Below are 25,571 nucleotides of genomic sequence, written 5' to 3'. Positions count from 1 at the left end.
GGCTCGCTCCCACAGGATTTGCACCGAATCTGTGGGAGCGAGCCTGCTCGCGATGGGCCCCGGCCTGTCACTACAGATCTCAGGCTTCACTGGTGTCCTTGATCAGATGCGCCGCCAACGTCCGCAACGGCCCCAACTGCCGGCAGATCAACGCCAACTGCGTCTGTACCAGCCGCTGCCCTTCATCGATCTCATCCGGCATTTGCTCCAACTCATTGGCCAGCGCCTCTTCGTCATCGCTCTGAATCGCAATTGGCTGTTTGCTCGCCAACCCTTGGGCGATCTCGTCGATGCTGGCCGCCAGGCTCACGCCCGCGCCGTCGATCAAATGCTCGCGAACATCCGCCGGTAACTGGGTTTCACGGTGCGCACCCAATCCCGACAAGTAGCTGAGCAACGTGTGCGACAGCACCAGGAAGCGAAACCCGACATCCGCTTCCTTACGGAAATGCCCTGGCTCCATGAGCATGTTGGCCAGCGTCGTCGACAATGCCGCATCAGCGTTGTGCGCATTGCGTCGCGCCAGGCGATAGGCCAGGTCGTCGCTTTTGCCGGCGGCGTATTGCTGCATGATCTGGCGCAGGTAAATGCTGTTGCAGGTCAGGGTATTGGCCAGCACTTTGTTCAGGCGTCGGCCCTGCCAGTCCGGCAGGAACAGGAACACCGCGAGCCCGGCGATCAAGCTGCCGAGCAAGGTGTCGAACAGCCGCGGCAGGAACAGCCCGTAACCATCACCGACCTGATTGAAGCAGAACAGCACCATCAAGGTAATCGCGGCGGTCGCCAATGTGTAGCGCGTGGTGCGGTTGATAAAGAACACCACTCCGGCTGCGATCGCGAAGCACGACTGGACCAGCGGATTGGGGAACAGATCGAACAGCGCCCAGGCCACCGTCAGGCCAATCGCGGTGCCGATGATCCGTTGGCCCAGTTTGCGTCGAGTGGCGCCGTAGTTTGGCTGGCAGACAAACAGCGTGGTGAGGATGATCCAGTAACCTTGCGAGGGGTGAATCAAGTGCACCATGCCGTAGCCGATGCTCAAGGCCAGGGGCAGGCGCAGTGCATGGCGGAACAGCAGCGAGGTCGGCGTCAGCTGCGTGCGCAAGCGAATCCATACATCCTTGAGGTTGCGCGGCGAGCGGTCGAGCAGGCTGCTGTCGGTGGCGTCGGCCAGGGCGTCGGGGTTGCTGGCGTCGCTGAGCAAACGGTCGAGGGTGCCGAGGTTGGCGGCCAATGCCCGCAGAGAGCGCAACAGACCGCGCCAGGCCGGGTTGCTCTGGATGCGCAAGTGTTCGATGGAGGCGTGCAGGTCGCTCAACGCTTCGGCGAAGCTGGCGTCATAGATGAACGGCTGGCGCATCTGGATCGATTCCGCCAGCGCCCGGCAGGCTTTGCCTTGCTGGCGTAGCAGACGCTGGCAACGGAACAGCACGTCGCTGTGAAAGAACGCCTCGGCCAGCGCGTTGTAAGGGTAGTGCGAAGAACTGGCGCGCTCGTGGATGTCCTGAGCGAGGAAGTACAGCTTGAGGTAGCGGCTGACTTTCGAGCCCGGTCGTCCATTGCCGACCCGGTGCAGGATAATTTCCTTGGCAGCGTTGAGTGCCGCGACAACTCGACCGTTTTGCTGCGCCAGTTCCAGTCGGCGTGCTTCCACGTCCATCTGCCGAATCGGCTCGAACAGCGACGATTTCAGCTTCAAGTAAAAGCCCAGTTCACGGAACAACCGAGCCAGGCTCTGCTGCACCGGCTGGTTGGAAAACATCGCCTGCCACAGCACCGAGAGCAAGCCGTACCAGGCGGCGCCGGCCACCAGCAGCACCGGTTCGTGCCAGAAATCGGTGACCGCGCCGCCGCGCTGATCCACGCCGATCATGGTGTAGACCGACAGAATCAACGTCGCCGAGGCAATCGCGCCATAGCGTTCGCCGAGGGCGCCGAGCATGGTCAGGCCGAAACTGGCGAGGGCCAGGGCGATGACAAAAACGATGGGGTAGGGGAACAGCAATTCGACGGAGAGGGCGGCGACGCTGAAGCACACCAGCGTCACGGCCAGCGCGTTGAGGCGGCCCTGCCAACTGTCGTCGGTCTCGGCCAGGGCGCTGGCGATGATCCCCAGGAACAACGGGATCAGCAGCCCCATTTCATCCTGATACCAACAGACGGCCATGCTGCCGGTCAGGGCGATGAACACCCGCACGCTGTAGCTGAATTTATCCAGCGCCCAGAGACGGCGCAGCGACTGACGAAATGAGGTCGATGACATGAAGTGCGAAGGCCTTCCGAGGCAATGCCGCTAAATTGAGCCAGTAATGACGCCGACGCAATGGCGCCGATCACATCTGACAGCAAAATCTGTTCCTTGATTGTTCAGTGTTGCCTGTTCGGACGCCTTCGCGATCCGACTTGCCCGCGAAAAACGATGACGCGGTGTATCAGACGTACTGCGCGGCGGCATAACCCGAGGCCCAGGCCCATTGGAAGTTGAAGCCGCCCAGGTGTCCGGTGACGTCGAGCACTTCACCAATGAAATACAGGCCAGGGCTTTTCAGCGATTCCATGGTCTTGGATGACACTTCATGAGTGTCGACACCGCCCAAAGTCACTTCCGCAGTGCGATAGCCCTCGGTGCCGGCAGGAACCACTTTCCAGCTCGCCAGTTTTTCGGCGATGTCGGCGATTTCCGCGTGGGTGTATTGCTTCATCGGTTTGGAGACGAACCAGTTGTCCGCCAGCAAGTTGGCCATCTTCTTGGTGAAGATTTCACCGAGCAGGGTTTTCAGTTCGCTGTTCGGGCGTTCGGCTTGCTGCTGTTGCAGCCAGCTCGGCACGTCGTGGTCCGGCATCAAGTTGATCTCGACCGTGTCGCCGGATTCCCAGAACGAGGAAATCTGCAAAATCGCCGGGCCACTGAGGCCGCGATGGGTGAACAGGATGTTCTCGCGAAAGCTCTGGTCGTTGCAGCTCACCAGGCAATCCACCGATGTGCCGGACAGCTCGGTGCACAGTTCCTTGAGCTGATCGGTGATGGTGAACGGCACCAGGCCGGCACGGGTCGGTAGCAGGTCGTGACCGAACTGCTTGGCGACCTGATAACCGAAACCGGTGGCGCCCAGGGTCGGAATCGACAGACCACCCGTGGCGATGACCAGGGATTCACAGGTCAGTTGACCGAGCGTCGTGTCGAGCAAGTAACCGCTTTCGAGCTTCTCGATGGTCTGGATCGAGGTGTCCAGGTGCAGCCTGACGCCGACCTGATCGCATTCGGTGAGGAGCATCTCAAGGATGTCGCTGGATTTGTTATCGCAGAACAGTTGGCCGAGTTTCTTCTCGTGATACGGCACGCCGTGCTTGGCGACCATGCCGATGAAATCCCACTGGGTGTAGCGCGCCAATGCGGATTTGCAGAAGTGTTCGTTTTGCGAGAGGAAATTGCCCGGTTCGGTGTACATGTTGGTGAAATTGCAGCGGCCACCGCCCGACATCAGGATTTTCTTGCCGGCCTTGTTCGCATGGTCCAGCAACATCACCTTGCGCCCACGTCCGGCGGCGGTCAGCGCACACATCAACCCTGCGGCGCCAGCGCCAATGATCACGACTTCGGTAGAGCGCAAAACGGTGTCCTCACACAGGAGCTTATATTGATCGTTCCCACGCTCTGCGTGGGAATGCCGCCATGGACGCTCTGCGTCCGCTCTGTGACGCGGAGCGTCACGGGATGCATTCCCACGCGGAGCGTGGGAACGATCAGGCAGGGGGGAGTTGCGGCGTTCTTAGAGGATACGAACGCGCAACGAACGGCCTTTGATCTTGCCGTCGTTCAGACGCTGCAAGGCTTGCTTGGCTATCCCGCGTTCAACAGCCACATATGCCTGGAAGTCGAAAATCGCGATCTTGCCGACCTGAGCGCCCGGAATACCGGCATCGCCCGTCAGTGCACCCAGAATGTCGCCCGGACGCACTTTGTCTTTACGGCCTGCGCCGATGACCAGCGTGCTCATCACCGGCAGCAGCGGTGCGCCGCCCTGGGATTTGAGGTTGTCCAGCTGATCCCAGCTCAACGGCGACTTCTGCAGGAGCTCGATGGCCTGGGCGCGGTGCGCTTCGGACGGCGCGACCAGGCTGATCGCAATGCCTTTCTCGCCAGCACGACCGGTACGGCCGACACGGTGAATGTGGATTTCCGAGTCGCGGGCCAGCTCGACGTTGATCACCATGTCCAGCGCATCGATGTCCAGACCGCGCGCGGCGACGTCGGTGGCGACCAGTACCGAAGTACTGCGGTTGGCGAACATGGCCAGCACCTGGTCACGGTCACGCTGTTCCAGATCGCCGTGCAGGCCGACGGCGGAGATGCCTTTGGAGGTCAGGTGATCGACGGTTTCCTGAACCTGCTGCTTGGTGAAGCAGAAGGCGACGCAGGACGCCGGACGGTGATGCGCGAGGACTTTGACCACCGCGTCCATGCGCTCTTCCGGGGAGATTTCGTAGAAACGCTGCTCAATCTGCGTGTCGTCGTGGAACGCTTCGGCCTTCACGATCTGCGGGTTACGCATGAATTTCGCCGCCAATTGCTTGATGCCCGTCGGATAGGTGGCGGAGAACAGCAGGGTCTGGCGACGTTCAGGGCTCTGGGCGATGATTTCTTCGATGGAATCGTAGAAACCCATGTCGAGCATGCGGTCGGCTTCATCGAGGATCAGCGTGTTCAGGCCATGGAGAATCAGCGAACCCTTGCGCAGGTGCTGCTGAATCCGACCAGGGGTGCCGACGATGATGTGGGCACCGTGCTCCAGCGAGCCGATCTGTGGGCCGAAAGCCACGCCGCCGCACAGGGTCAGGACCTTGATGTTGTCTTCGGCGCGGGCCAGGCGACGGATTTCCTTGGCGACCTGGTCGGCCAACTCGCGAGTCGGGCAGATGACCAGCGCCTGGCAACCGAAGAAGCGCGGATTGATCGGGTTCAGCAGGCCGACACCGAAGGCGGCGGTCTTGCCGCTACCGGTCTTGGCCTGGGCGATCAGGTCCATCCCCTTGAGGATCACCGGCAAGCTTTGCGCCTGGATCGGCGTCATCTCGGCATAACCCAAAGAGTCGAGGTTAGCCAGCATGGCGGCGGATAGCGGCAAAGTATTAAAAGCGGTGGCAATGGTGGTCACGGGACTGGCCTGCAAAACAAAATGTCGCGCAGTGTATCAGTCCCATGGCCATTCGCCCGTAGTTTCCAGACGAGAAGTCGCCGAGCGCAGGCACTTATCGTCTGGAAACTAAGGCTCTATGTGTTCTTCCGGGCTTCTGACGCGCCGTCCGTCTTCCTTTGAGAGCTGGGAGAAGATCGTCGCGGCCAGCATCGCCATGATTCCGACCGTCACAAACGTCAGCTGGAACGCACCCAGCACCGTGTCCACGCCATCGTTGCCGATCTCTGCGGTAAAGCCGCCGAGCAACGCGCCGGCACAGGCAACGCCAAGGCTCAGGGACAATTGCGCGACCACCGACAGCAGGCTGTTGCCGCTGCTGGCGCTGGCGTCGTCGAGGTCGATCAGGGTCACGGTGTTCATCGCGGTGAACTGCAAGGAGTTGATCGCGCCGAGAATCGCCAGCATCCCCAGCAGCAGCCAGTACGGCGTCTGCTCGCTGACCAGGCCCATGCTCGCCAGCATCAGCCCCAGCGCCAGGGTGTTGCCGGTGAGCACGATGCGATAGCCCAGGCGCTCAATCAGCGGACGCGCCACCGATTTGGCGACCATCGCCGCAGCGGCCAGCGGCAACATGCTCATCCCGGCTTGTGACGGCGAATAACCCAGCGCCACTTGCAGCAACAACGGCACGAGGAACGGCAGGGCGCCGCTGCCCAGGCGGGCGAACAGGTTGCCGAGGATGCCCACGGCAAACGTCCGGGTCTTGAACAGCGACGGCGCGAACAGCGGATTATCGATGTGCCCGGCGCGCAGCCAATACGCCGCCAGACACGCCATGCCGCCGAACAGCAGCAACATCACCCGCAAGTGCGGCAGGTGCAGTTCACCGAGGCCTTCCATGGCGATGGTGATCAGAATCATCGCCGCGCCGAACAGCAAAAAGCCCAGGCTGTCGAAACGCGTGCGTTCAGTGCCGCGCAGGTCGGGAATGAACTTCCACACGGCGTAGCAGCCGATGGCGCCCACCGGCAGGTTGATCAGGAAGATCCAGTGCCAGGTCAGGTATTCGACCATCCAGCCGCCCATGGTCGGGCCTATCAACGGGCCGAGCAGGCCGGGAATGGTGATGAAGCCCATGATCCGCACCAGCTCCGAGCGCGGATAGGCGCGCAGCACCACCAGCCGCCCGACCGGCAGCATCAACGCACCGCCCAGGCCTTGTATCACTCGGGCACCGATCAGCATGCTCAGGGTGCTCGACAAGGCGCAGAGCAATGAGCCGAGGCTGAACAGCAGGATTGCGCCGAAGAAGATTTTCTTGGTGCCGAAGCGGTCGGCGATCCAGCCCGAGGCAGGAATCAGCAGCGCGACGGTGAGCATGTAGGCAATGATCACGCCCTGCATGCGCAGCGGATCTTCGGCCAGATCCCGGGCCATGGCGGGCAGGGCGGTGTTGAGGATGGTCCCGTCGAGGGATTGCATGAAGAAGGCGATGGCGACGACCCACGGCACCCAGCGGGCGGTGACAGCGTCGAGAGGCGGGCGGTTGGGCATGGGACCTCGTGTGAGTCGGAGTTAATGATCGTTCCCACGCTCCGCGTGGGAATGCAGTCCGGGACGGTCCGCGTCCCTGCCGAAGCGGACGCGTAGCGTCCATTGAGGCATTCCCACGCAGAGCGTGGGCACGATCGGTGTCAGAGGGTCAAGGTCAGCTTGCTGATCAGCGCCCCCGGCAACAACGCCGAGGCTGTGGCCCGCTGGCTGTAGGTGCTGGCCGACAACATAAGCTCACGCTCCACGGTCAACGCTTCCAGTTGGGAACCAAGCAGACTGTAAGCACTGTCATCAAAGCGCATGGTGCTCACCGGCGCCTGAATCTCGCCGTTCTCGACCCAGAACGTCGCGAATCGCGTCATGCCGGTCAGGCGTGCCGCCGGTTGGTCCGAGTAGTTCAGGTACCAGAGGTTGCTGATGTACAGACCGGTGCCCAGTTGCTTGAGAATCTCTGCATCGGGCAGCGTACCGGCGGCCATGTTCACAGCACTCGGCATTTCACCGCCGCTGGCGCCATTGGCGGTCAGGCCGTATTCGGCGGCACTGCGTGAACTGACCATCTGCGCGCCCGCCTTGCCTTCGACGATCAAGCCAAGATCGCTGCGCGGATAACCTTCGCCCGAGAACGCCGGGCTCAACGAACCGCTGACCTTTTCATCAACCGACACCAACGGGCTGAACGCACTGTCGCCCGCATACAGCTTCTGCAACGGGCTGCTTTTGGTGGCAATCGACTGTGCCGAGAAACCGCCCCAGCCCAGCATGTCCATTATTTCTCCCAGGGCTGCCGGTGCCAGATAGGCGCGGTACTGACCGGGCGCCAGGGTGCGTTGCGGTCTGCCGAGGAATGCCAACTGCTCACGCGCCTGCGCAAAGCGCTTGGCAAAACCTTCGCTGTTCCAGTCGTGCCCGGCGTAACTGGCTTTCACCGCTTGGCCGTTTTCATGGACCAGACTGAAATCAAAGTTGAAGCTGTTGGCCTGATGCCAGCCAAGCGCCCCCGAAGAACTGGCGAAACCACGACTGATCGGGCCGGCGGCGTAGAAGCCGACCAGATCCAGCCCCTCGGCGGCCTGGGTGATTTCGGCCACGACCTGCTCGGTGTCCGGCAGCGGATGCTCCTGCACGTTCTTGCTCTGCCAACTGTTGTGGTTGAGCAGCAGGTAGGGATCCTGCGGCAGCAGCGGCAAGGTTTCGCGCAACTGTTGCAGACCTTCGGCCAAGCGCTGAAGGTCGACTTCCTGATCGCCGGCCAGCGTGATGTTGAGGTCAGCATGCCGACCCTCGTTGATCAGCTTGAAACCGACGCTCGCCTGCTGCACCTGGCCGGCCTGACGCACCTTGGCGTGGTTGAAGCGCACGAAGGCCGAGGATTCGGCGGCGTAACTTAGAGTGAACTGTTCCGGCTCGCGAATCGCATCACGCAGCCAATTGACCAAGGCCTTGAACGCATCGGCCTGACTTTTTGAAGTACTCATCAGGCATCCCCCCCAAACACATCAACGTTGCTGAACACACAGGCCGGCGAGGCATGGCCGACGCGGATCACCTGGTTCGGTTCGCCCTTGCCGCAGTTCGGCGTGCCCAGGACCTTGACGGAGTTGGCATCGCCAACGGCGCTGAGGTTTTTCCAGAACTGCGCGGAAATCGCCCGGTAGTTCGGGTTCTTGACCACGCCTTTGAGTTCGCCGTTTTCGATCAGTTGGCCCCATTCACAGCCGAACTGGAATTTGTTGCGGGCATCGTCGATGGACCAGGACCGGTTGGTGCTCATCAAGATGCCGTGCTCGATGTTGCCGATCATTTGCTCCAGCGGTTGATCGCCGGCCTCGATGTTCAGGTTGGCCATGCGATCGATCGGCGGACGGTTCCAGCTGCAGGCGCGGCTGTTGGCCACGCCATCCATGCCCGCGCGAAACTGCGACAGCGCGCCGCCCAATGGGCGCAGCAGCAAGCCTTCTTTAATCAGGAATTGTTTGCTGGCAGCAGTGCCGTCGTCGTCATGGCCATAGCTGGCCAGCTGTTCGGGAATCTCCGGGTCGAAGGTCACGTTCAGCAGTTTCGAGCCGTACTGCAGGCTGCCGAAGTCTTCTGCCTTGACGAAACTGGTGCCGGCGTAATTGCGCTCGTCACCGAGGATGCGGTCCAGTTCCAATGGGTGGCCAATCGATTCGTGGATTTGCAGCATCATCTGGTCCGGCATCAGCAGCAGGTCACGCGGGCCTTTCGGGGTGTTCGGCGCCAGCAGCAATTGCAGCGCCTGATCGGCGATTTTCGGACCGGCGCCGACCAGGCCGCAGCGGCTGATCACATCAAAACCGCCCTGTTGACCGAAGTTCTCGCGGCCCAGGGTTCGGGTCTGGCTGTCGTTGCCGTCGTAGGCCGTGACTTCCAGGCTCGGGTAGACGAACCGCTGGGCCTGGCGCAGTTCGGCACCGGCGTTGCTGAGGTAGATCTGTTCGACATGGGTGATGCCGATGCTCACTTCCCAGTTCACCAGTCGCTCGTCCTTGGGCACGGATGCGGATTCGGCGCCGAGCAGTTGGTAGCAATCGCTCAGGGAAGGGAAGGGCTGGTCGAGGTTCGGCGAAAAGTAGTCGGCGCGGTCGCTGGAGACCACCTGTGCGCTCAGATCGAGCAGGGCGTGGGGCTTGAGTCGGCGGGCTTGTTGCTCGGCCTTCTCCAGTGCGGCTTGCAGGCCTTGTTGCGACAGGTCGTTGGTCGCGGCGTAGGCTTCGACGCCGTTGACACGCACGGTCAGCATCGCGCCTTCGTCACGGCTCAGGCTCGGAGGTTCTGCGACATTCTTGCGCACCGACAGGTACTGGCCGGACTCGCGTACATAACGCAGCGAAAAGAATTCAGCGCCCGTGCGCAAGGCAGCGAAGCGCTGCTTGAGCTGGGGGTGGAAATCGAACATTCGGGAACCTCCTTGGTCTGGAGTGGCTGTGCAGCGGTGTTGCGAAGGGGGGGTGAAACGTTTGCGTGGCGCTAGATTAGGCCTGGGCGGGGGGTAGGATCAAGGGTGGAGCGGTGTAGGAAGGGATTACCGGTATGTGTCAGTTAGAGATGTGTTGCTTGGTCGGGCGCCTTCGCGAGCAAGCCTCGCTCCTACAAGTAATCGCGTTCCCTTGTAGACGCGAGGTTTGCCCGCGAAGGGCGCACCTCGGTATTAAGTCTTACTGAGCGGTAAGGCTCACTTCCCGCAACGGCTTGCCACGCACCGGCGCATCGCCGGCCACGTAGTAATCGGCCTTGCTGCGCGGCAACGGCTGGCGACCACGGATCTTGTCGGCGATTTTCTCGGCGATCATGATCGTTGGTGCGTTCAGGTTGCCGGTGGTGATGATCGGCATGATCGAGGCATCAACCACACGCAGGGCTTGCAGGCCATGCACTCGACCTTCGCCATCGACCACGGCCATCTCGTCGGTGCCCATCTTGCACGAGCAGGAAGGATGGAACGCGGTTTCGGCGTGTTCGCGGATGAACTTGTCGAGCTGCTCATCGGTTTGCACGTCGATGCCCGGGCTGATTTCGCGACCACGGAAAGCGTCCAGTGCGGGCTGTTGCATGATTTCACGGGTCAGGCGAATGCCGTCGCGGAATTCCTGCCAGTCCTGCTCGGTGGCCATGTAGTTGAACAGGATGCTCGGGTACTCGCGCGGATCCTTGGACTTGGCCTGGATGCGACCACGACTCGGCGAACGCATGGAACCCATGTGCGCCTGGAAACCGTGCTCTTTCACACCGTTGCTGCCGTTGTAGTTAATCGCGACCGGCAGGAAGTGGTACTGGATGTTCGGCCAATCGAATTCTTCGCGGGTACGGATGAAACCGCCCGCTTCGAACTGGTTGCTGGCGCCGATGCCGGTGCCGTTGAACAGCCATTCGGCACCGATGGCCGGCTGGTTGTACCAGAGCAGCGACGGGTACAGCGAGACCGGTTGGGTGCAGGCGTATTGCAGGTACAACTCGAGGTGATCCTGCAGGTTTTCGCCGACGCCGGGCAGGTCATGGACCACCGGGATGTCGAGCTTGTTCAGCAGTTCAGCCGGGCCGACGCCGGAGCGTTGCAGAATCTGCGGCGACGCGATGGCGCCGGAGCACAGCAGCACTTCTTTGCGGGCACGGGCCTCAACGCGCTCTTCAGCGGCCCCGATCAGGTAACGCACGCCAACGGCACGCTTGCCTTCGAACAGGATCTTGTCGGTCAGGGCGTGGGTGACGATGGTCAGGGTCGAACGCTTCTTGGCGATGTCCAGGTAACCGCGAGCGGTGCTGGCGCGGCGGCCGTTCGGCGTCACGGTGCGGTCCATCGGGCCGAAGCCTTCTTGCTGGTAACCGTTGAGATCTTCGGTGCGCGGGTAACCGGCCTGTACGCCTGCTTCAACCATCGCGTGGAACAGCGGGTTGTTGCCGGCTTTCGGCGTGGTCACGCTGACCGGACCGTCGCCACCGTGGTAGTCGTTCGGGCCGATGTCGCGGGTTTCAGCCTTGCGGAAGTACGGCAGGCAGTTCAGGTAGTCCCAGTCTTCAAGACCTGGAAGCTTGGCCCAGTTGTCGTAGTCCATCGCGTTGCCGCGGATGTAGCACATGCCGTTGATCAGCGAGGAACCGCCGAGGCCCTTGCCGCGACCGCATTCCATCTTGCGACCGTCCATGTGTGGCTCTGGATCGGTTTCGTAGGCCCAGTTGTAGCGACGGCCTTGCAGCGGAAACGCCAGGGCGGCCGGCATTTGCGTGCGGAAGTCCAGACGGTAGTCCGGGCCGCCTGCTTCGAGCAGCAGGACGGTGACGCCTTCGTCTTCAGTCAGACGGGTCGCCAGGGTGTTACCGGCCGAGCCGGCACCGATGATGATGTAATCGAATTCTTGGGACATAGGCCCTCCGGGAGTTTCAAGCTTCAAGCTTCAAGCTGCAAGAGAGCAGCGAGCGGTGTTGAGATGGAGCGGCAAACCAAACTGCTTTTACTTGCAGCTTGAAGCTTGCCGCTTGTCGCTGGATCAGCTAATCAAAATACCGAAACGTACTCACCCAGTTCGACTTGCACGGACTTGATGCGCGTGAAGTTATTGAGAGAGCTGATCCCGTTTTCACGACCAACACCGGACTGCTTGTAGCCGCCGACCGGCATCTTCGCGTCGGACTCGCCCCAGGCGTTGATCCAGCAGATACCGGCTTCCAGTTGATGAATCACGCGGTGAGCGCGGTTCAGGTCCTTGGTGACGATGCCGGCGGCCAGGCCGAAGTCGGTGTCGTTGGCACGACGGATCACTTCTTCTTCGGTGTCGTAGGTCAGGATCGCCATCACCGGGCCGAAGATTTCTTCGCGAACGATGGTCATCTCGTCGGTGCAGTCGGTGAACACGGTCGGGGCCACGAACGCGCCTTTGGCGAATTCGCCTTCGGTCAGACGATTGCCGCCGCACAGAACGCGAGCACCTTCTTCCTTACCTTTGGCGATGTAACCCAGCACGCTTTCCATGTGGGCGAAGCTGACCAGCGGGCCGAAGTTGGTGTTCTCGTCTTCCGGGTTGCCGATGCGGATGCGGGCAACGCGCTCAGCGATCTTCGCTTCGAAAGCGGCTTTCAGGTGAGTCGGCACGAACACGCGAGTGCCGTTGGTGCAGACCTGACCGGAACTGTAGAAGTTGGCCATCATCGCGGTGTCGGCGGCGCGATCGAGGTCGGCGTCGTCGAAGATGATCAGCGGGGATTTGCCGCCCAGTTCCATGGTCACGTCTTTCAGCGACGAAGCGGAAGCGCTGGCCATGACCTTCTTGCCGGTGTCGGTGCCGCCGGTGAAGGAGATTTTTTCGATGCGTGGGTGCTCGGTCAACCAGGTGCCGACTTCACGGCCGCTGCCGGTCAACACGTTGAACACGCCGGCTGGCAGGCCTGCCTCGGTGTAGATCTCGGCCAGTTTCAGCGTGGTCAGGGAAGTGACTTCGCTTGGCTTGAAGATCATCGCGTTACCGGCCGCCAGGGCTGGCGCGGATTTCCACAGGGCGATCTGGATCGGGTAGTTCCACGCGCCGATGCCGGCGACGACACCCAGCGGCTCGCGACGGGTGTAGACGAACGACGTGGTACGCAGCGGGATCTGCTCGCCTTCGATGGCGGGCACCAGGCCTGCGTAGTACTCCAGCACGTCGGCACCGGTGACGATGTCGACATACTTGGTTTCGGAGAACGACTTGCCGGTGTCCAGGGTTTCCAGGGCGGCCAGCTCATCGTTGCGCTCGCGCAGGATGTCAACGGCACGACGCAGGATGCGCGAACGCTCCATGGCGGTCATTGCGGCCCAGATTTTCTGGCCCTTTTCGGCGCTGACTACCGCGCGCTCAACGTCTTCCTTGGTCGCACGCTGTACGGTTGCGAGGACTTCACCGTTAGCCGGGTTGATGGCTTCGAAGGTGGCGTCGCTGCTGGCGTCGGAGTAACCGCCATCGATGTAAAGTTTTTGCAGTTCGAAACGGGCCATAGTGTCCTCGCAAGTGCATAAGTGGTTGGCGTAGGCCACTGGAGTGAAGCCATAGGGTTGTGGCAACACCGATCAGCAGCAGTTCAGGGGTTGAGCGATTTATGTGTGCTCTAACTCACCTGCTTGGCCAGTTGAAAGTCCATGTATTCGTAAGCGATCCGGTGCGCCTGCTCGGTGTCGAAAGCATCTCCCGACAGCGCGCCGCGCAACCACAAACCGTCAATGAGGGCTGCCAGGCCACGGGCTGCACTGCGCGCGTCATCGAGCGGCAATACACGGCGGAACTGGCAGCACAGGTTGGAATACAGGCGGTGATCGTTGATCCGCTGCAACCTGTGCAAAGACGGGTGGTGCATGCTGGTGGCCCAGAAGGCCAGCCAGGTTTTCATTGCCGGGCCATTGACCTGGCTGGCGTCGAAGTTGCCTTCGATGATCACCTGGAGGTGCGCCCGCGGGCTGCTGTCCTCCAGCGCCTGACGGCGCGCGGTGACGTTCTCGCTCAGGACACTCATCAGGTACTGCGCCGTGGCAGCAATCAGGCCGTTCTTGTCCTGAAAATAGTGACTGATGATGCCATTCGAGACACCGGCCAAACGGGCGATCAGCGCAATGCTGGCGTCCCCCATTCCGACCTGATCAACCGCCTGCAATGTGGCTTCGATCAATTGCTGGCGGCGGATGGGTTGCATACCGACCTTGGGCATCTTGCACATCTCCTTAGGCCTTCCGGCGGACGTAAAACGTCTATCGGATTAAGGGCCAGTCTATTTTGTTTTGATTGAACGTTCAATCAACAAAGAATAAGATCTGCGACAATTCGTCGCTGCTTACAGATTTTTCCTACGTGTAAATGACGATAAACCGACATCCAAAACGGCTCGAAACCCCTACGCACTGGCGTTCCGGGCTTCGGGCTTTTTTCGGGGTGTCTTTATATCACCCGTCGGTCGGCTGCCAACTAACCGATTGGTCGGGTACCGCGTTGCCTTGTGTTCTTCTCTCGCACTGCCTGGAGCATCTGTGCCATGAGTTCTGCCTCTCTAATAAAGACCCCGCCCGAGAAGGTGACGGTCAACGGTTGGGTGTTCTACACCTCTACCGCGCTGATTCTGTTGTTGACCGCCATTCTGATCATCGCCCCGCAAGAGGCCGGCAGATTGCTCGGCATCGCCCAGGCCTGGTTGTCCCGCAGCTTCGGCTGGTACTACATGGTGGTGATCGCCGCCTACCTGGTATTTGTCGTCGGCCTGGCGTTTTCGTCCTACGGCAAGCTCAAGCTGGGCAGCAAGGACGACACCCCGGACTTCAGCTACGGCGCGTGGGCGGGGATGCTGTTCTCGTCGGGTATCGGCATTTCGCTGCTGTACTTCGGTGCTTCCGAGCCGCTGGACCATTACTTCAACCCGCCGGAAGGCGTGGCTGCCAGCAACATGGCCGCCCGTCAGGCTGTGCAGCTGACATTCCTGCATTGGGGCCTGCATGGCTGGGCGATCTACGCCTTGGTCGGCCTGGCCGTGGCGTACTTTGCCTACCGTCATAACCAGCCGCTGGCGTTGCGTTCGGCGTTGTACCCGCTGGTGGGCGAGCGTTGGGTCAAAGGCGCGGCCGGTCACGCGGTGGACGGCTTCGGCATGTTCGTGACCCTGCTGGGGCTGGTGACGAACCTGGGGATTGGTTCGCTGCAAGTGTCGTCGGGCCTTGAAAACCTGTTCGGCATGGAACACAGCAACACCAACCTGCTGATCGTGATCATCGTGATGAGCACCGTGGCGACCATCGCGGCTGTGTCGGGTGTGGAAAACGGCATTCGCCGTCTGTCGAACCTGAACATCGTACTGTTCAGCGGTCTGCTGATTTTCGTGCTGCTGTTCGGCCCGACCTTGCACCTGTTGAACGGCTTCGTGCAGAACGTCGGCGACTACCTGAACGGCGTGGTCCTGAAGACTTTCGACCTCTACGTCTACGAAGGCGACAGTGAGAAGTCCGACCGCTGGCTGGGCCTGTGGACCCTGTTCTACTGGGCCTGGTGGATTTCCTGGGCCCCATTCGTCGGCATGTTCATCGCGCGTATTTCCCGTGGTCGCACGGTGCGTGAACTGGTGGCCGGCGTGCTGCTGATCCCGTTGGGGTTCACCCTGGCGTGGCTGTCGATCTTCGGTAACTCGGCCCTGGACCTGGTGATGAACCATGGGGCGGTGGAGCTCGGAAAGACGGCGCTCGAACAGCCGTCGATGGCGATCTACCAATTGCTTGAGCATTACCCGGCATCGAAGATTGTGATCGGCGTGTCGATCTTCGTCGGTTTCGTGCTGTTCCTGACCCCGGCGGATTCCGGCGCGGTGATGATGGCCAACCTTTCCTGCAAGGGCGGTAACGTCGATGAAGATGCGCCGCACTGGTTGCGGATCTTCTGGTCGGCGGTGATCACCCTGGTGACCATCGGCCTGCTGTTCGCCGGTAACTTCGAAGCGATGCAAACCATGGTGGTGTTGGCCGGTCTGCCGTTCTCGGTGGTGTTGGTGTTCTTCATGTTTGGCCTGCACAAGGCGATGCGCCAGGACGTGCAGATCGAACAGGAGCAAGCGGAGCTCGCAGCACGCGGTCGCCGTGGTTTCAGCGAGCGTTTGACGCAGCTGGACCTGCAACCGAATCAGTCGATCGTTCAGCGTTTCATGGACAAGCAAGTCAGCCCGGCGCTGGAAGATGCGGCCGTGCAATTGCGTGCCCAGGGTCTGGACGTGCAAACGTTGCTGGGCAAGTCCAAGCGTTGCATGGGTGTGCGCATCGAGATGGAAGAGGGCAACCCTTTTGTCTACGAAGTGAGCCTGGATGGCTATCTGGCGGCGGCGAGTGAAACGGTGTCGGCCGAAAGCGCTGACGAACCGCGTGCGCGCTATTACCGCGCCGAGGTTTACCTGCACAACGGCAGCCAGGATTACGACTTGATGGGCTTCACTCAGGATCAGATCACCCGTGACGTGCTCGATCAGTTCGAAAGCCATCGGCAGCTCCTTGGCCGTGTCTATAGCTGAAACTTGAGGTCATGCGGTGCAAGTTGCTGCACCGCAGATCCATTGTGGCGAGGGAGCTTGCTCCCGCTCGACTGCGTAGCAGTCGCATTTAACGATAACGCGGTCTTTCTGAATGACCGTGGTGTCTTGTTTTGGGGTTGCTGCGCAACCCAGCGGGAGCAAGCTCCCTCGCCACAGTTATCAGCATTCCAAGCCAAATATCTGCACTAACAAAAACGCCGCGATCCTCTCGCGGCGTTTTTGTGTCTGTTGCCTTAACCCAGGTTCTTGCCGAGCAGTGCGTGATACAGCTCGCTGTCGCCCAGAATCCCGACCACTTTGTTGTTGTCGTGCAGCACCAGTTTGTTGCCGGTCTGATAACGAATCTGCAGCGCATCGCGCATGCCGATGTTCGAGTCCACCAGCGTTGGCCGACGACCCAGGCCTTCAACCGCTTGCCCTGGAATCCAGTTCTGCAGATCCAGGCTCGCGCCGTTCTGGCGGGCGCCTTTGATGGTGTTGCCTTCGGCCAGGTCCAGCCATGAATCGCCGCCCGGATCGAGGCACACCGAACCGTTGATGCGTTTGCAGTTGTCCAGGGTGCGCATCAGGCTGCGCCCGCACAGCACGTTCAGCGGGTTGGTGTGTGCGACGAAGGTCCGCACATAGTCGTCCGCCGGGTTGAGCACGATCTCTTCCGGCACGCTGTACTGGATGATTCGGCCGTCTTTCATGATTGCGATACGGCTGCCGAGCTTCAGGGCTTCATCGAGGTCGTGGCTCACGAACACAATGGTTTTGCTCAGCTTGCTTTGCAGTTCCAGCAATTCGTCCTGCAGACCTTGGCGGATCAGCGGGTCGAGCGCCGAGAACGGTTCGTCCATCAGCAGAATGTCCGCATCCATCGCCAGCGCACGGGCCAGGCCCACGCGTTGCTGCATACCGCCGGAGAGTTCGTCAGGCTTCTTGTTGCGCCACTGGGTCAGGCCCACCAGCTCAAGCTTGTCGTCCACCAGTTTGCGGCGTTCTTTCTCCGGGCGACCCTGCATTTCCAGACCGAAACTGATGTTCTCGCGCACCGTCAGCCACGGCATCAGGGCGAATTTCTGGAACACCATCGCGATGCGCTTGGTGCGCATCATTTTCAGTTCTGCCGGGGTACAGGAAGCGATATCGATCTGCTTGCCTTCGTGCTCGACGAACAATTTGCCACGGCTCACGGTGTTGAGGCCGTTGATGCAACGCAGCAGGCTGGATTTGCCGGAGCCCGACAGGCCCATCAGCACGCAGATTTCGCCTTTTTCCACGTCCAGGCTGGCTTTTTCAACGCCGACGATCTGCCCGGTTTTTTTCAGGATCTGGTCGCGGGTCATGCCTTGGTCGAGGAGCTTGAGCGCCTCGCGTGGATCTTTGGAGAAGATTACGTCGACGTCTTCGAAGCGAATAATGCTCATGCGTCACCCCCTGCTTTAGCGTCGGGTTGTTTGCAGATACGGTCGAGCATGATCGCCAGCAGTACGATCGCCAGGCCGGCTTCGAAGCCCAGGGCGATATCAGCAGTGTTCAGTGCGTTGACCACAGGTTTGCCCAAGCCGTCGGCGCCCACCAGAGCCGCAATCACCACCATCGACAATGACAGCATGATGCACTGGGTGATACCGGCCGCGATGCTTGGCATGGCGTAAGGCAGTTCGATGCGTGCGAGTAACTGGCGGCGCGAGCAGCCGAAGGCTTTGCCGGCGTCCATCAGTTCTGCGGGAACATCACGGATGCCCAGGTAGGTCAGGCGGATAGGCGCGGCAATCGCGAACACTACCGTGGAGATCAGACCCGGGACCACGCCCAGCCCGAAGAGGGTCAGGGTAGGAATGAGGTACACAAACGTCGGTACGGTCTGCATCAGATCGAGCACCGGCCGCATCAGTGTGTAGAACATCGGTTTGTGCGCGGCGACGATACCCAACGGTACGCCGATGACCACGCAGACCAGGGTCGCGAAGAGCACCTGGGCGAGGGTTTCCATGGTTTCCTGCCAGTACCCCAGGTTGAGGATCAGCAGAAAGGAGGCAATGACGAAAACGGTCAGCCCCCACTTTCGTTGAATGAAGTGAGCCAGTAGTGCGATGAGGCCGATCAATGCCAGCGGGTTGAACCAGGTCAGCGCGAAAGTCACGCCGTGGATCATCGTTTCCAGTGACACGGCGATGGCGTCGAAGGTGTTGGCGCCGTGTTGCGTCAACCATTCAACGAAGCCCGCGATGTACTGGCCTAGAGGTATTTTCTGATCAATCAGCATGGTAGTGAACGTCCGCATGCAAGGAAATAAACAGCCCGGGCGAGCGAACCCGCCCGGCGTAAGCGATGCTTCCTAAATCAAGGCTGCGCGAGCTTGGCTTTCACGGCTTCCAGGCCAGGTTTACCGTCAATGGTGGTTACGCCAGCGAGCCAGGTATCGAGCACCTGTGGATTCTTTTTCAGCCAGGCCTTGGCGGCCGCGTCAGGCTTCATTTTGTCGTCCAGGACGTTGCCCATCAGCGTGCTTTCCATGTCGAGGGTGAACACCAGGTTTTTCAGCAACTGACCGACGTTGCTGCATTCCTGCGCGTAGCCCTTGCGGGTGTTGGTGAAGATGGTCGCCTGACCGAAGTTCGGGCCGAAGAAGTCGTCGCCGCCGGTCAGGTACTTCATCTTGAAACGTGTGTTCATCGGGTGCGGTTCCCAGCCCAGGAACACCACGGCGGTGTTGCGGCGCTGGGCGCGATCGACTTGCGAGAGCATGCCTGCCTCGCTGGACTCGACCACCTTGAAGCCGGCGTCTTTCAGGCCGAAGGCGTTCTTGTCGATCATGCTCTGAATCAGGCGGTTGCCGTCGTTGCCCGGTTCGATGCCGTAGATCTTGCCGTCGAGTTCTTTCTTGAACTTGGCGATGTCGGCAAAATCTTTCAGACCCTTGTTATACAACTCTTCGGGCACGGCGAGGGTGTATTTTGCGTTCTCGAGGTTGGCGCGCAGGGTCTCCACGGTACCGGCATCACGGTAAGCCTTGATGTCGTTTTCCATGGTCGGCATCCAGTTGCCCAGGAACACGTCCATGTTCTTGCCGTCGGCCAGGGACTTGTAGGTCACCGGAACGGAAATCATCGTGGTTTTGGTCTTGTAGCCCAGGGCATCGAGAACGACGCTGGTGGTGGCGGTGGTGACGGTAATGTCAGTCCAGCCGACATCGGAGAAGTTTACGGTGCTGCACTGAGCGGGTTCTGCAGCTTGAGCCAGTAACGGCAGACTCAGCATGGCGGCCAACAACAACGACGGGGAACCTTTCATGGATGGACTCCTTGGTGTTTTTTTTGGCAGTGTTCCGACTGGACCACCGCACTTATAGGTTGCGGTTGGATGGCGTTTTGGAGACAGCTCTACCACGGCGCCTTGCAATCGAGTCGATACGATCATGTACCAGTGAAAATCTGACGCCTACAGGGTGCGTCGTAACCAGTACAGGGATGGTCGCATCCAGTGTCGGTGACGTCGTTTACAGCTTTTTTCAGCCCCCTTTGCCTCCCTGATCCGCAAAAAAACGGCGAAAACGAAGCGTAAAACGCCTGCGGCGTTAGTGAGCATGAGTGCGTCGGTGTGAGACGTCGAACGACACGGAAAAAGCCTGATGATGCGGCCAATCTCGGCGGATTGCAGCTTGAGCGTAGCAGCTCCGTCACTGGGCGCTTTTGCGTCTGGAGTTGGCACATCCAGGAGTTCGGCAGTAATGGCTATCAGTGTTTTCGACCTGTTCAAAATCGGCATCGGCCCTTCCAGTTCGCACACCGTGGGACCTATGCGGGCCGCCGCGCTGTTCGTGCAAGGTTTGCGTGAGCAGGGTCTTTTGGAACAAGTGCGGCGCGTTGAAGTTCAGCTTTATGGTTCGTTATCGGCCACCGGAATCGGTCACGGCAGCGACAACGCTGTGATCATGGGCCTGATGGGCGAGTGGCCGGACGCGATTGATCCGTCGCAAATCGGCATCCGTATCGAAACCTTGCGCGAGACCCACACCCTGTTGCTCGACGGTCGCTTGTCGGTGCCGTTTATCTGGGCCCGCGACATGCGCCTGATCGACGAAAACCTGCCGTTCCACCCCAACGCCATGACCCTGATCGTTGAAGGCGAACACGGTGAGTTGCATCGCGACACCTACTATTCCATCGGCGGTGGTTTTGTCGTGGATGAAGCGCAGGCTTCCAGCGGCGTGGTCGATCTGGATCGCACCGTGTTGCCCTACGATTTCTCCAGCGCTGTCGAACTGCTCAGCCTGTGCCAGAAGCACAACCTTCGCGTCGCCGAATTGATGATGGCTAACGAGAAGGTCTGGCGCAGCGAGGAAGAGATTCGCAGCGGTCTGATGAAGCTCTGGCGCGCCATGCAGGATTGCGTCGATCAGGGCCTCAAGCACGAAGGCATCTTGCCTGGCGGCCTGAATGTGCGCCGTCGTGCGGCCAAGTTGCATCGCAGCCTGCAAGAGCTGGGCAAACCCAACGTCATTGGCTCGACCTTGAGCGCCATGGAATGGGTCAACCTGTTCGCCCTGGCGGTCAACGAAGAGAACGCTGCCGGTGGGCGCATGGTGACGGCACCGACTAACGGTGCGGCGGGAATCATTCCGGCGGTGTTGCACTACTTTATGAAGTTCAGCGAGGCGGTGACGGACGCCAACGTGGTCGACTATTTCCTCAGTGCTGCGGCGGTGGGAATTCTGTGCAAGAAGAACGCTTCGATATCCGGGGCCGAGGTCGGTTGTCAGGGCGAAGTCGGTTCAGCCTGCGCGATGGCTGCGGCCGGGTTGGCAGAGATCCTTGGCGCGACCCCGGAGCAGTTGTGCAACGCGGCGGAAATCGGCCTGGAACACAACCTCGGCCTGACCTGCGACCCGGTGGGCGGGCTGGTTCAAGTGCCGTGCATCGAGCGCAATGCGATTGCCGCGGTGAAAGCCATCAACGCGGCGCAGATGGCGCTGCGCGGGGATGGTCAGCACTTTATCTCGCTGGATCGGGTGATCCGCACCATGCGTGATACCGGCGCCGATATGCATGACAAATACAAAGAGACTTCGCGGGGAGGGTTGGCGGTGAGCGCGGTTGAGTGCTGATAACGCTTAACTCTCTGGTGAAATGAGTATCTGTGGCGAGGGAGCGTGCTCCCGCTCGGCTGCGCAGCAGCCGAATAGCCCGCGACCGGGTATATCTGAAAGTTCGCGTTTGCAGTTTTCAGGGCCGCTTCGCGCCCCAGCGGGAGCAAGCTCCCTCGCCACAGAAAAGTCATCTGCGAGAGAAGACCAGTCAAAACTGCGCGCTAAGTGAACACCGGAATTAAAACGCGCCACGTTTTGGCGCGTCGCTTACAGATAAGCGGCTTCACCCAGGACAGGGATCCAACCTGGCCATTACCGCCTGTCACCTGTGCTTGTGGTGACACTCTCCAATAAGTCGCCGTAGCCCTGTTCCCACAAGTGCTACCGATTTGCTCAAGCCCAACGGGGCAGAGCGCCTCCCGCCGATAATGGCACTTATAACCCCCACTCGCGGCAAGGCTTATTTAGACACACCGCGACGTCGTTTTCAGGAGTTATTGAATGACCATTCAACTTTAGGCATGGCAATTGCTCTGTCATTACAAAGCCCGTCTCCCACGCGAGAACGATGGCAATAACAAGAGCCTCCGCCTGAGGCCATCACCCGCTTTGTGTGAGGAGATACCGCGATGACGACGTTCAACTCCGGGGCTCAACCCCAGAACCGTGCGCCTCAATCCATCGGCTTTCTGCTGCTGGACAATTTCACGCTTATTTCTCTGGCCTCCGCAGTAGAACCCCTGCGCATGGCCAACCAATTGTCCGGCCGCGAGCTGTATCGCTGGACCACGCTCACCGTCGACGGTGGTCAGGTCTGGGCCAGTGACGGTCTGCAGATCACCCCCGACTGCTCCATGCACAAAGCGCCCCCACTGGACACCATCATTGTCTGCGGCGGCATCGGCATCCAGCGCACCGTTACCCGCGAGCACGTGTCGTGGCTGCAAAGCCAGGCGCGTCAGTCCCGCCGTCTCGGTGCGGTCTGCACCGGCAGCTGGGCCCTGGCGTGCGCCGGCCTGCTTGACGGTTTTGATTGCAGCGTGCACTGGGAATGCCTGGCCGCGATGCAGGAAGCGTTCCCCCGTGTAGCCATGAGCACACGCCTGTTCACCCTCGACCGTAACCGTTTCACCAGCTCCGGCGGCACAGCGCCGCTGGACATGATGCTGCACCTGATCAGCCGCGATCACGGTCGTGAACTGTCGGCCGCGATCTCGGAAATGTTCGTCTACGAACGCATCCGCAACGAGCAGGATCACCAGCGCGTGCCGCTCAAGCACATGCTCGGCACCAACCAGCCGAAGTTGCAGGAAATCGTCGCGCTGATGGAAGCCAACCTGGAAGAGCCGATCGACCTCGACGAACTGGCGGTGTATGTCGCTGTTTCCCGTCGTCAGCTGGAGCGCCTGTTCCAGAAATACCTGCACTGCTCGCCGTCGCGTTACTACCTCAAACTGCGCCTGATCCGTGCCCGGCAGCTGCTCAAGCAAACGCCGATGTCGATCATCGAAGTGGCGTCGGTCTGCGGCTTCGTGTCCACGCCGCACTTCTCCAAGTGCTACCGCGAATACTTCGGCATTCCGCCGCGTGACGAACGCGTAGGTTCCAACACCACGCAACAGGTGGCGATGATGCCGTTGCCGCAAGCACTGGTGCTGTCACCGCTGTCCGGGCCGTTGTCGGCGCTGAGTCAGGCGCGTAATGAGTCGACGTTTGCCAGCGTAAGGCTCTAATGCTCTGATCGTTCCCATGCGCTGCGTGGGAATGCCTCAATGGACGCTCTGCGTCCGCTTCGGCAGGGACGCGGAGCGTCCCGGGCTGCATTCCCACGCAGCGCGTGGGAACGATCATGGTGAGGCGCTACTCAGGCGCTACGGCTTTGTTGATACTCCGCCAGCGCCGGCAGCAATTGCTTGTCGATCGCCTGGCGCACGGCCGGCAGGATGGTCGCACTGCTGGTGTACATCTGCTTGACCATGGTTCGCAGTGTCATCGCCCGCTCATCGTTCAAACCTCGCACGGCGCATTCGCAAGCCTTCTCGGCTGTAGAGCCGCTCGGTACTTGAAAACCCAACGATTTCAGCTGGCCCAACAGGTCTTCCTGGTCAATCAAATCGGCGTACATCATGACGCAATCCTTCTTCAGGGAACGGTGTCGTGATTCGATTCTCATCGGGGCAAGAGGTGGCGGCAAGGACGTTTTGTCGCAATGGCCGCGATACCTATGAACAGGTCGTTTTCGGCTAACTTGCGAAAGGGGAGAGTGGGCACACTGGATTCAGCTGGCAACACGAAGGTTTGGTCACCCTCGCGCGAAGGCTCCTCAACAGTACCCTCCTCAGCTCCGATCCTGTCACGGCTTGATCGGGGTTTTTTTTGCCTGTGAATCAGGGCGGGATGGGGTGTCCGGGCTGACGACATCGCGAGCAGGCTCACTCCCACGGGGATATGCGATCCCCTGTAGGAGCGAGGCTTGCCCGCGAAGAACGATGACGCGGTCTAGCGTTGCAACACAAGGATCCGCGACAACAATTCATCCCGATCAACATAGCACCCTTGAAAATGACGGGCGCCACTGGCGGGATCAAACGCATTGCGGGCATGAAGGGTGCGGCGGTTGTCGAAGCACCACAGCTCACCGGGATTGAGCCGCGTCATCACCCGGAATCGCGCTTCGCGGGTCATCGCAATAAACCGCCGATAAGCGCGGTACAGCTTGGGCATGTCCTCGATCGAGGCATCAAACGGTCCGCGTAGAAAGTTCGCCATGCGGATTTCCGACACCAGCCCAAAGGCATCCAGCGCGATGATCGGCGCGAGACGGCGGTAGTCGCTGTGGCGATCTTTGTTGCGGAACTCCACCGGGATTTCGCAGAGGCTTTTAAACGACTCGGGATCTTCCTCGCGCAACGCTTGGGCTATGGCAAAGCCGTCGACAAAAATACTCTCGCCACCGTCCGCGTCATTCACCAGGCAATGCAGAAATTGCAGCCCCGGTTGCAACTCTCGAGTCGGCAAATCGCTATGCAGCGGCAGGTTGAAGGCGGTGTAGGCGTTGCTATCGGCATCGGCCTTGGATTGCACGTTGAACAGCACGCCGAAATTGCTCTCGCGGATGAAGGAAATCCGCTGGGCGATCAGTTTAAGTGAGCCGGGTTCGGTGGGTACGCCGCGCACTTGAGTCAGGCCGATATCGCGCACCGCCAGCAGCCATTGCAGCAAGGCGTCGTTATCGTTCATCAGCGCCTGGTATTCGAACGCCGGCAGCTGCAAGTCGCTTTTCCACAGCCTGGATTTTGTTTTGCCGACACGGCGTTCGGCGCGGGACTCGTCGTCATAGGCGTGAGCCCGCAGCCAGCCCGGGTCGAAGCGGCTTAGGTGGCCGTCCTGCCATTCGACGCTGAGGCAACCTTCGGCGTCGACGTTTGCCGCTGTCGGCACCAGGTCCTCTGCGACGTCGACGATTTCCAGCACTTGCTCGCGGGTCACGGTGTAGACGCACTGCGGGCACGGGCAGTTATCTCGAAGCCATTGATGATGAAAGGGGCTGACCCGGCCGTCAGCCCACTGCACTTGAATTCGATCCGCCAGGGTTTGCACGGCGGACAACGCGCTGATCAACGGGTAGGTACGGAAGTCGGCAAAAGCGGCGGTGTTCAATGGCGATCTCCTTGTTATTTTTTAGGGGGTAATGCGATCACTCGGCCAATGTAGGCGGGGGTTGGCAGGTCGGTTTGCTCGGCGACGATGGCTTGCAGCTTGCTCAAGGTGTCTTCGCTGAACGGTGCGGAGCGAGGTCCGGCGAGGTCGACGTGCAGCAGCATTTGTTCGTTGCCCGCCAGTTCCTTGTCGTCGCCGACCAGATGCAGGCTGTGATAGAGGTGCAGGCGTTTGCTGTCGTGGCCGATGATTTGGGTACGCACTTCGACGTCAGCGTCGAGCTTCACTTCATGCAGGTAATTGAGGTGCAGTTCGAGGGTGAACAGCGAATTGCCGCTGGCTTCGCGGTTGTTGCTGTCCATGCCCAGGCGATCCATCAGGGCGTCGGTGGCGTAGCTGAAAATCAGCAGGTAGAAGGCATCGCGCAGGTGGCCGTTGTAGTCGACCCAGTCGGGGATGATTTTGGTTTGGTAGGTGGTGAGGGTGGGCATGTCGTCACATCCGAAATGGTTGAGGCCTGTAGGAGCGAGGCTTGCCCGCGAAGAGGCCGGTACATTCGACGGATCTCTTGCGGCAGGGAAATTGCCTTCGCGGGCAAGCCT

The 25,571-nt window shown here is 60.4% G+C and carries 18 protein-coding genes; 3 read left to right on the top strand and 15 right to left on the bottom strand.

The features are described from left to right. Positions 1–79 precede the first annotated feature (79 nt). From yccS to betI, 9 genes are all read right to left on the bottom strand, one after another. A complete protein-coding gene (gene yccS / locus QMX98_RS17145) occupies positions 80–2,263 on the bottom strand; it encodes a YccS family putative transporter (protein ID WP_282411126.1) in 2,184 nt (727 codons plus the stop codon). A 169-nt stretch (positions 2,264–2,432) separates the two neighbouring features. Further along, positions 2,433–3,611, bottom strand: a complete 1,179-nt coding sequence (locus QMX98_RS17140; protein ID WP_282411125.1) for an NAD(P)/FAD-dependent oxidoreductase — start codon at positions 3,609–3,611, stop codon at positions 2,433–2,435. 159 nt (positions 3,612–3,770) lie between these two features. Beyond that, positions 3,771–5,108 carry an ATP-dependent RNA helicase DbpA gene (gene dbpA, locus QMX98_RS17135; protein ID WP_229801809.1) on the bottom strand — a complete coding sequence of 446 codons (1,338 nt, stop codon included), beginning with the start codon at positions 5,106–5,108 and terminating at the stop codon, positions 3,771–3,773. 156 nt (positions 5,109–5,264) lie between these two features. Beyond that, on the bottom strand, positions 5,265–6,692 hold the full coding sequence (mdtD, locus tag QMX98_RS17130; RefSeq protein WP_010466979.1) for a multidrug transporter subunit MdtD: 1,428 nt from the start codon (positions 6,690–6,692) through the stop codon (positions 5,265–5,267). A gap of 140 nt (positions 6,693–6,832) precedes the next feature. Continuing rightward, on the bottom strand, positions 6,833–8,170 hold the full coding sequence (locus tag QMX98_RS17125) for a TldD/PmbA family protein (RefSeq protein ID WP_282411124.1): 1,338 nt from the start codon (positions 8,168–8,170) through the stop codon (positions 6,833–6,835). Beyond that, on the bottom strand, positions 8,170–9,612 hold the full coding sequence (locus QMX98_RS17120; protein ID WP_083375596.1) for a TldD/PmbA family protein: 1,443 nt from the start codon (positions 9,610–9,612) through the stop codon (positions 8,170–8,172). The genes QMX98_RS17125 and QMX98_RS17120 overlap by 1 nt, the downstream gene beginning before the upstream one ends. A gap of 259 nt (positions 9,613–9,871) precedes the next feature. Continuing rightward, complete coding sequence (betA, locus tag QMX98_RS17115; protein ID WP_077747261.1) at positions 9,872–11,575, bottom strand: choline dehydrogenase; 1,704 nt, start codon at positions 11,573–11,575, stop codon at positions 9,872–9,874. 131 nt (positions 11,576–11,706) lie between these two features. Next, entirely contained in the window at positions 11,707–13,179 is a 1,473-nt protein-coding gene (gene betB, locus QMX98_RS17110) for a betaine-aldehyde dehydrogenase (RefSeq protein ID WP_010466983.1), read from the bottom strand. A gap of 110 nt (positions 13,180–13,289) precedes the next feature. Next, positions 13,290–13,883, bottom strand: a complete 594-nt coding sequence (gene betI, locus QMX98_RS17105; RefSeq protein ID WP_010466984.1) for a transcriptional regulator BetI — start codon at positions 13,881–13,883, stop codon at positions 13,290–13,292. A 378-nt stretch (positions 13,884–14,261) separates the two neighbouring features. Here betI and QMX98_RS17100 point away from each other — a divergent pair, with 378 nt between their 5' ends. Then, positions 14,262–16,211, top strand: a complete 1,950-nt coding sequence (locus QMX98_RS17100; protein WP_224795543.1) for a BCCT family transporter — start codon at positions 14,262–14,264, stop codon at positions 16,209–16,211. 254 nt (positions 16,212–16,465) lie between these two features. Here QMX98_RS17100 and choV read toward each other — a convergent pair whose 3' ends face one another. The 3 genes from choV to QMX98_RS17085 all read right to left on the bottom strand — a co-directional run bounded on the left by choV (position 16,466) and on the right by QMX98_RS17085 (position 19,514). Further along, positions 16,466–17,644 carry a choline ABC transporter ATP-binding protein gene (gene choV, locus QMX98_RS17095; protein WP_010466986.1) on the bottom strand — a complete coding sequence of 393 codons (1,179 nt, stop codon included), beginning with the start codon at positions 17,642–17,644 and terminating at the stop codon, positions 16,466–16,468. After that, a complete protein-coding gene (gene choW, locus QMX98_RS17090; RefSeq protein WP_010466987.1) occupies positions 17,641–18,486 on the bottom strand; it encodes a choline ABC transporter permease subunit in 846 nt (281 codons plus the stop codon). Before choW ends, choV begins: the two co-directional genes overlap by 4 nt. Positions 18,487–18,563: 77 nt before the next feature. Next, entirely contained in the window at positions 18,564–19,514 is a 951-nt protein-coding gene (locus QMX98_RS17085; protein WP_010466989.1) for a choline ABC transporter substrate-binding protein, read from the bottom strand. 436 nt (positions 19,515–19,950) lie between these two features. Between QMX98_RS17085 and QMX98_RS17080 the strand changes: the two genes are divergently transcribed. Both QMX98_RS17080 and QMX98_RS17075 read left to right on the top strand, forming a co-directional pair. Beyond that, a complete protein-coding gene (locus QMX98_RS17080; protein ID WP_010466990.1) occupies positions 19,951–21,327 on the top strand; it encodes an L-serine ammonia-lyase in 1,377 nt (458 codons plus the stop codon). 611 nt (positions 21,328–21,938) lie between these two features. Beyond that, positions 21,939–23,042, top strand: a complete 1,104-nt coding sequence (locus QMX98_RS17075; protein WP_010466992.1) for a GlxA family transcriptional regulator — start codon at positions 21,939–21,941, stop codon at positions 23,040–23,042. A gap of 131 nt (positions 23,043–23,173) precedes the next feature. Here QMX98_RS17075 and QMX98_RS17070 read toward each other — a convergent pair whose 3' ends face one another. The 3 genes from QMX98_RS17070 to QMX98_RS17060 form a co-directional block, all read right to left on the bottom strand. After that, positions 23,174–23,437 carry a hypothetical protein gene (locus QMX98_RS17070; RefSeq protein ID WP_154912925.1) on the bottom strand — a complete coding sequence of 88 codons (264 nt, stop codon included), beginning with the start codon at positions 23,435–23,437 and terminating at the stop codon, positions 23,174–23,176. 371 nt (positions 23,438–23,808) lie between these two features. Next, a complete protein-coding gene (locus tag QMX98_RS17065; RefSeq protein ID WP_282411123.1) occupies positions 23,809–24,969 on the bottom strand; it encodes a gamma-butyrobetaine dioxygenase in 1,161 nt (386 codons plus the stop codon). A gap of 14 nt (positions 24,970–24,983) precedes the next feature. After that, positions 24,984–25,460 (bottom strand): thioesterase family protein, encoded by a 477-nt coding sequence (locus QMX98_RS17060; protein ID WP_154912924.1) that lies wholly within the window; start codon positions 25,458–25,460, stop codon positions 24,984–24,986. Positions 25,461–25,571: the final 111 nt, after the last annotated feature.

Origin of the sequence: Pseudomonas sp. PS02303 (assembly GCF_029959925.1) — a bacterium.
In the GTDB taxonomy this organism is placed as follows: Bacteria; Pseudomonadota; Gammaproteobacteria; order Pseudomonadales; family Pseudomonadaceae; genus Aquipseudomonas; species Aquipseudomonas mandelii.
The sequence above is the reverse complement of the archived record's forward strand: the minus strand, read 5'-3'. Positions and strand labels throughout refer to the sequence as shown.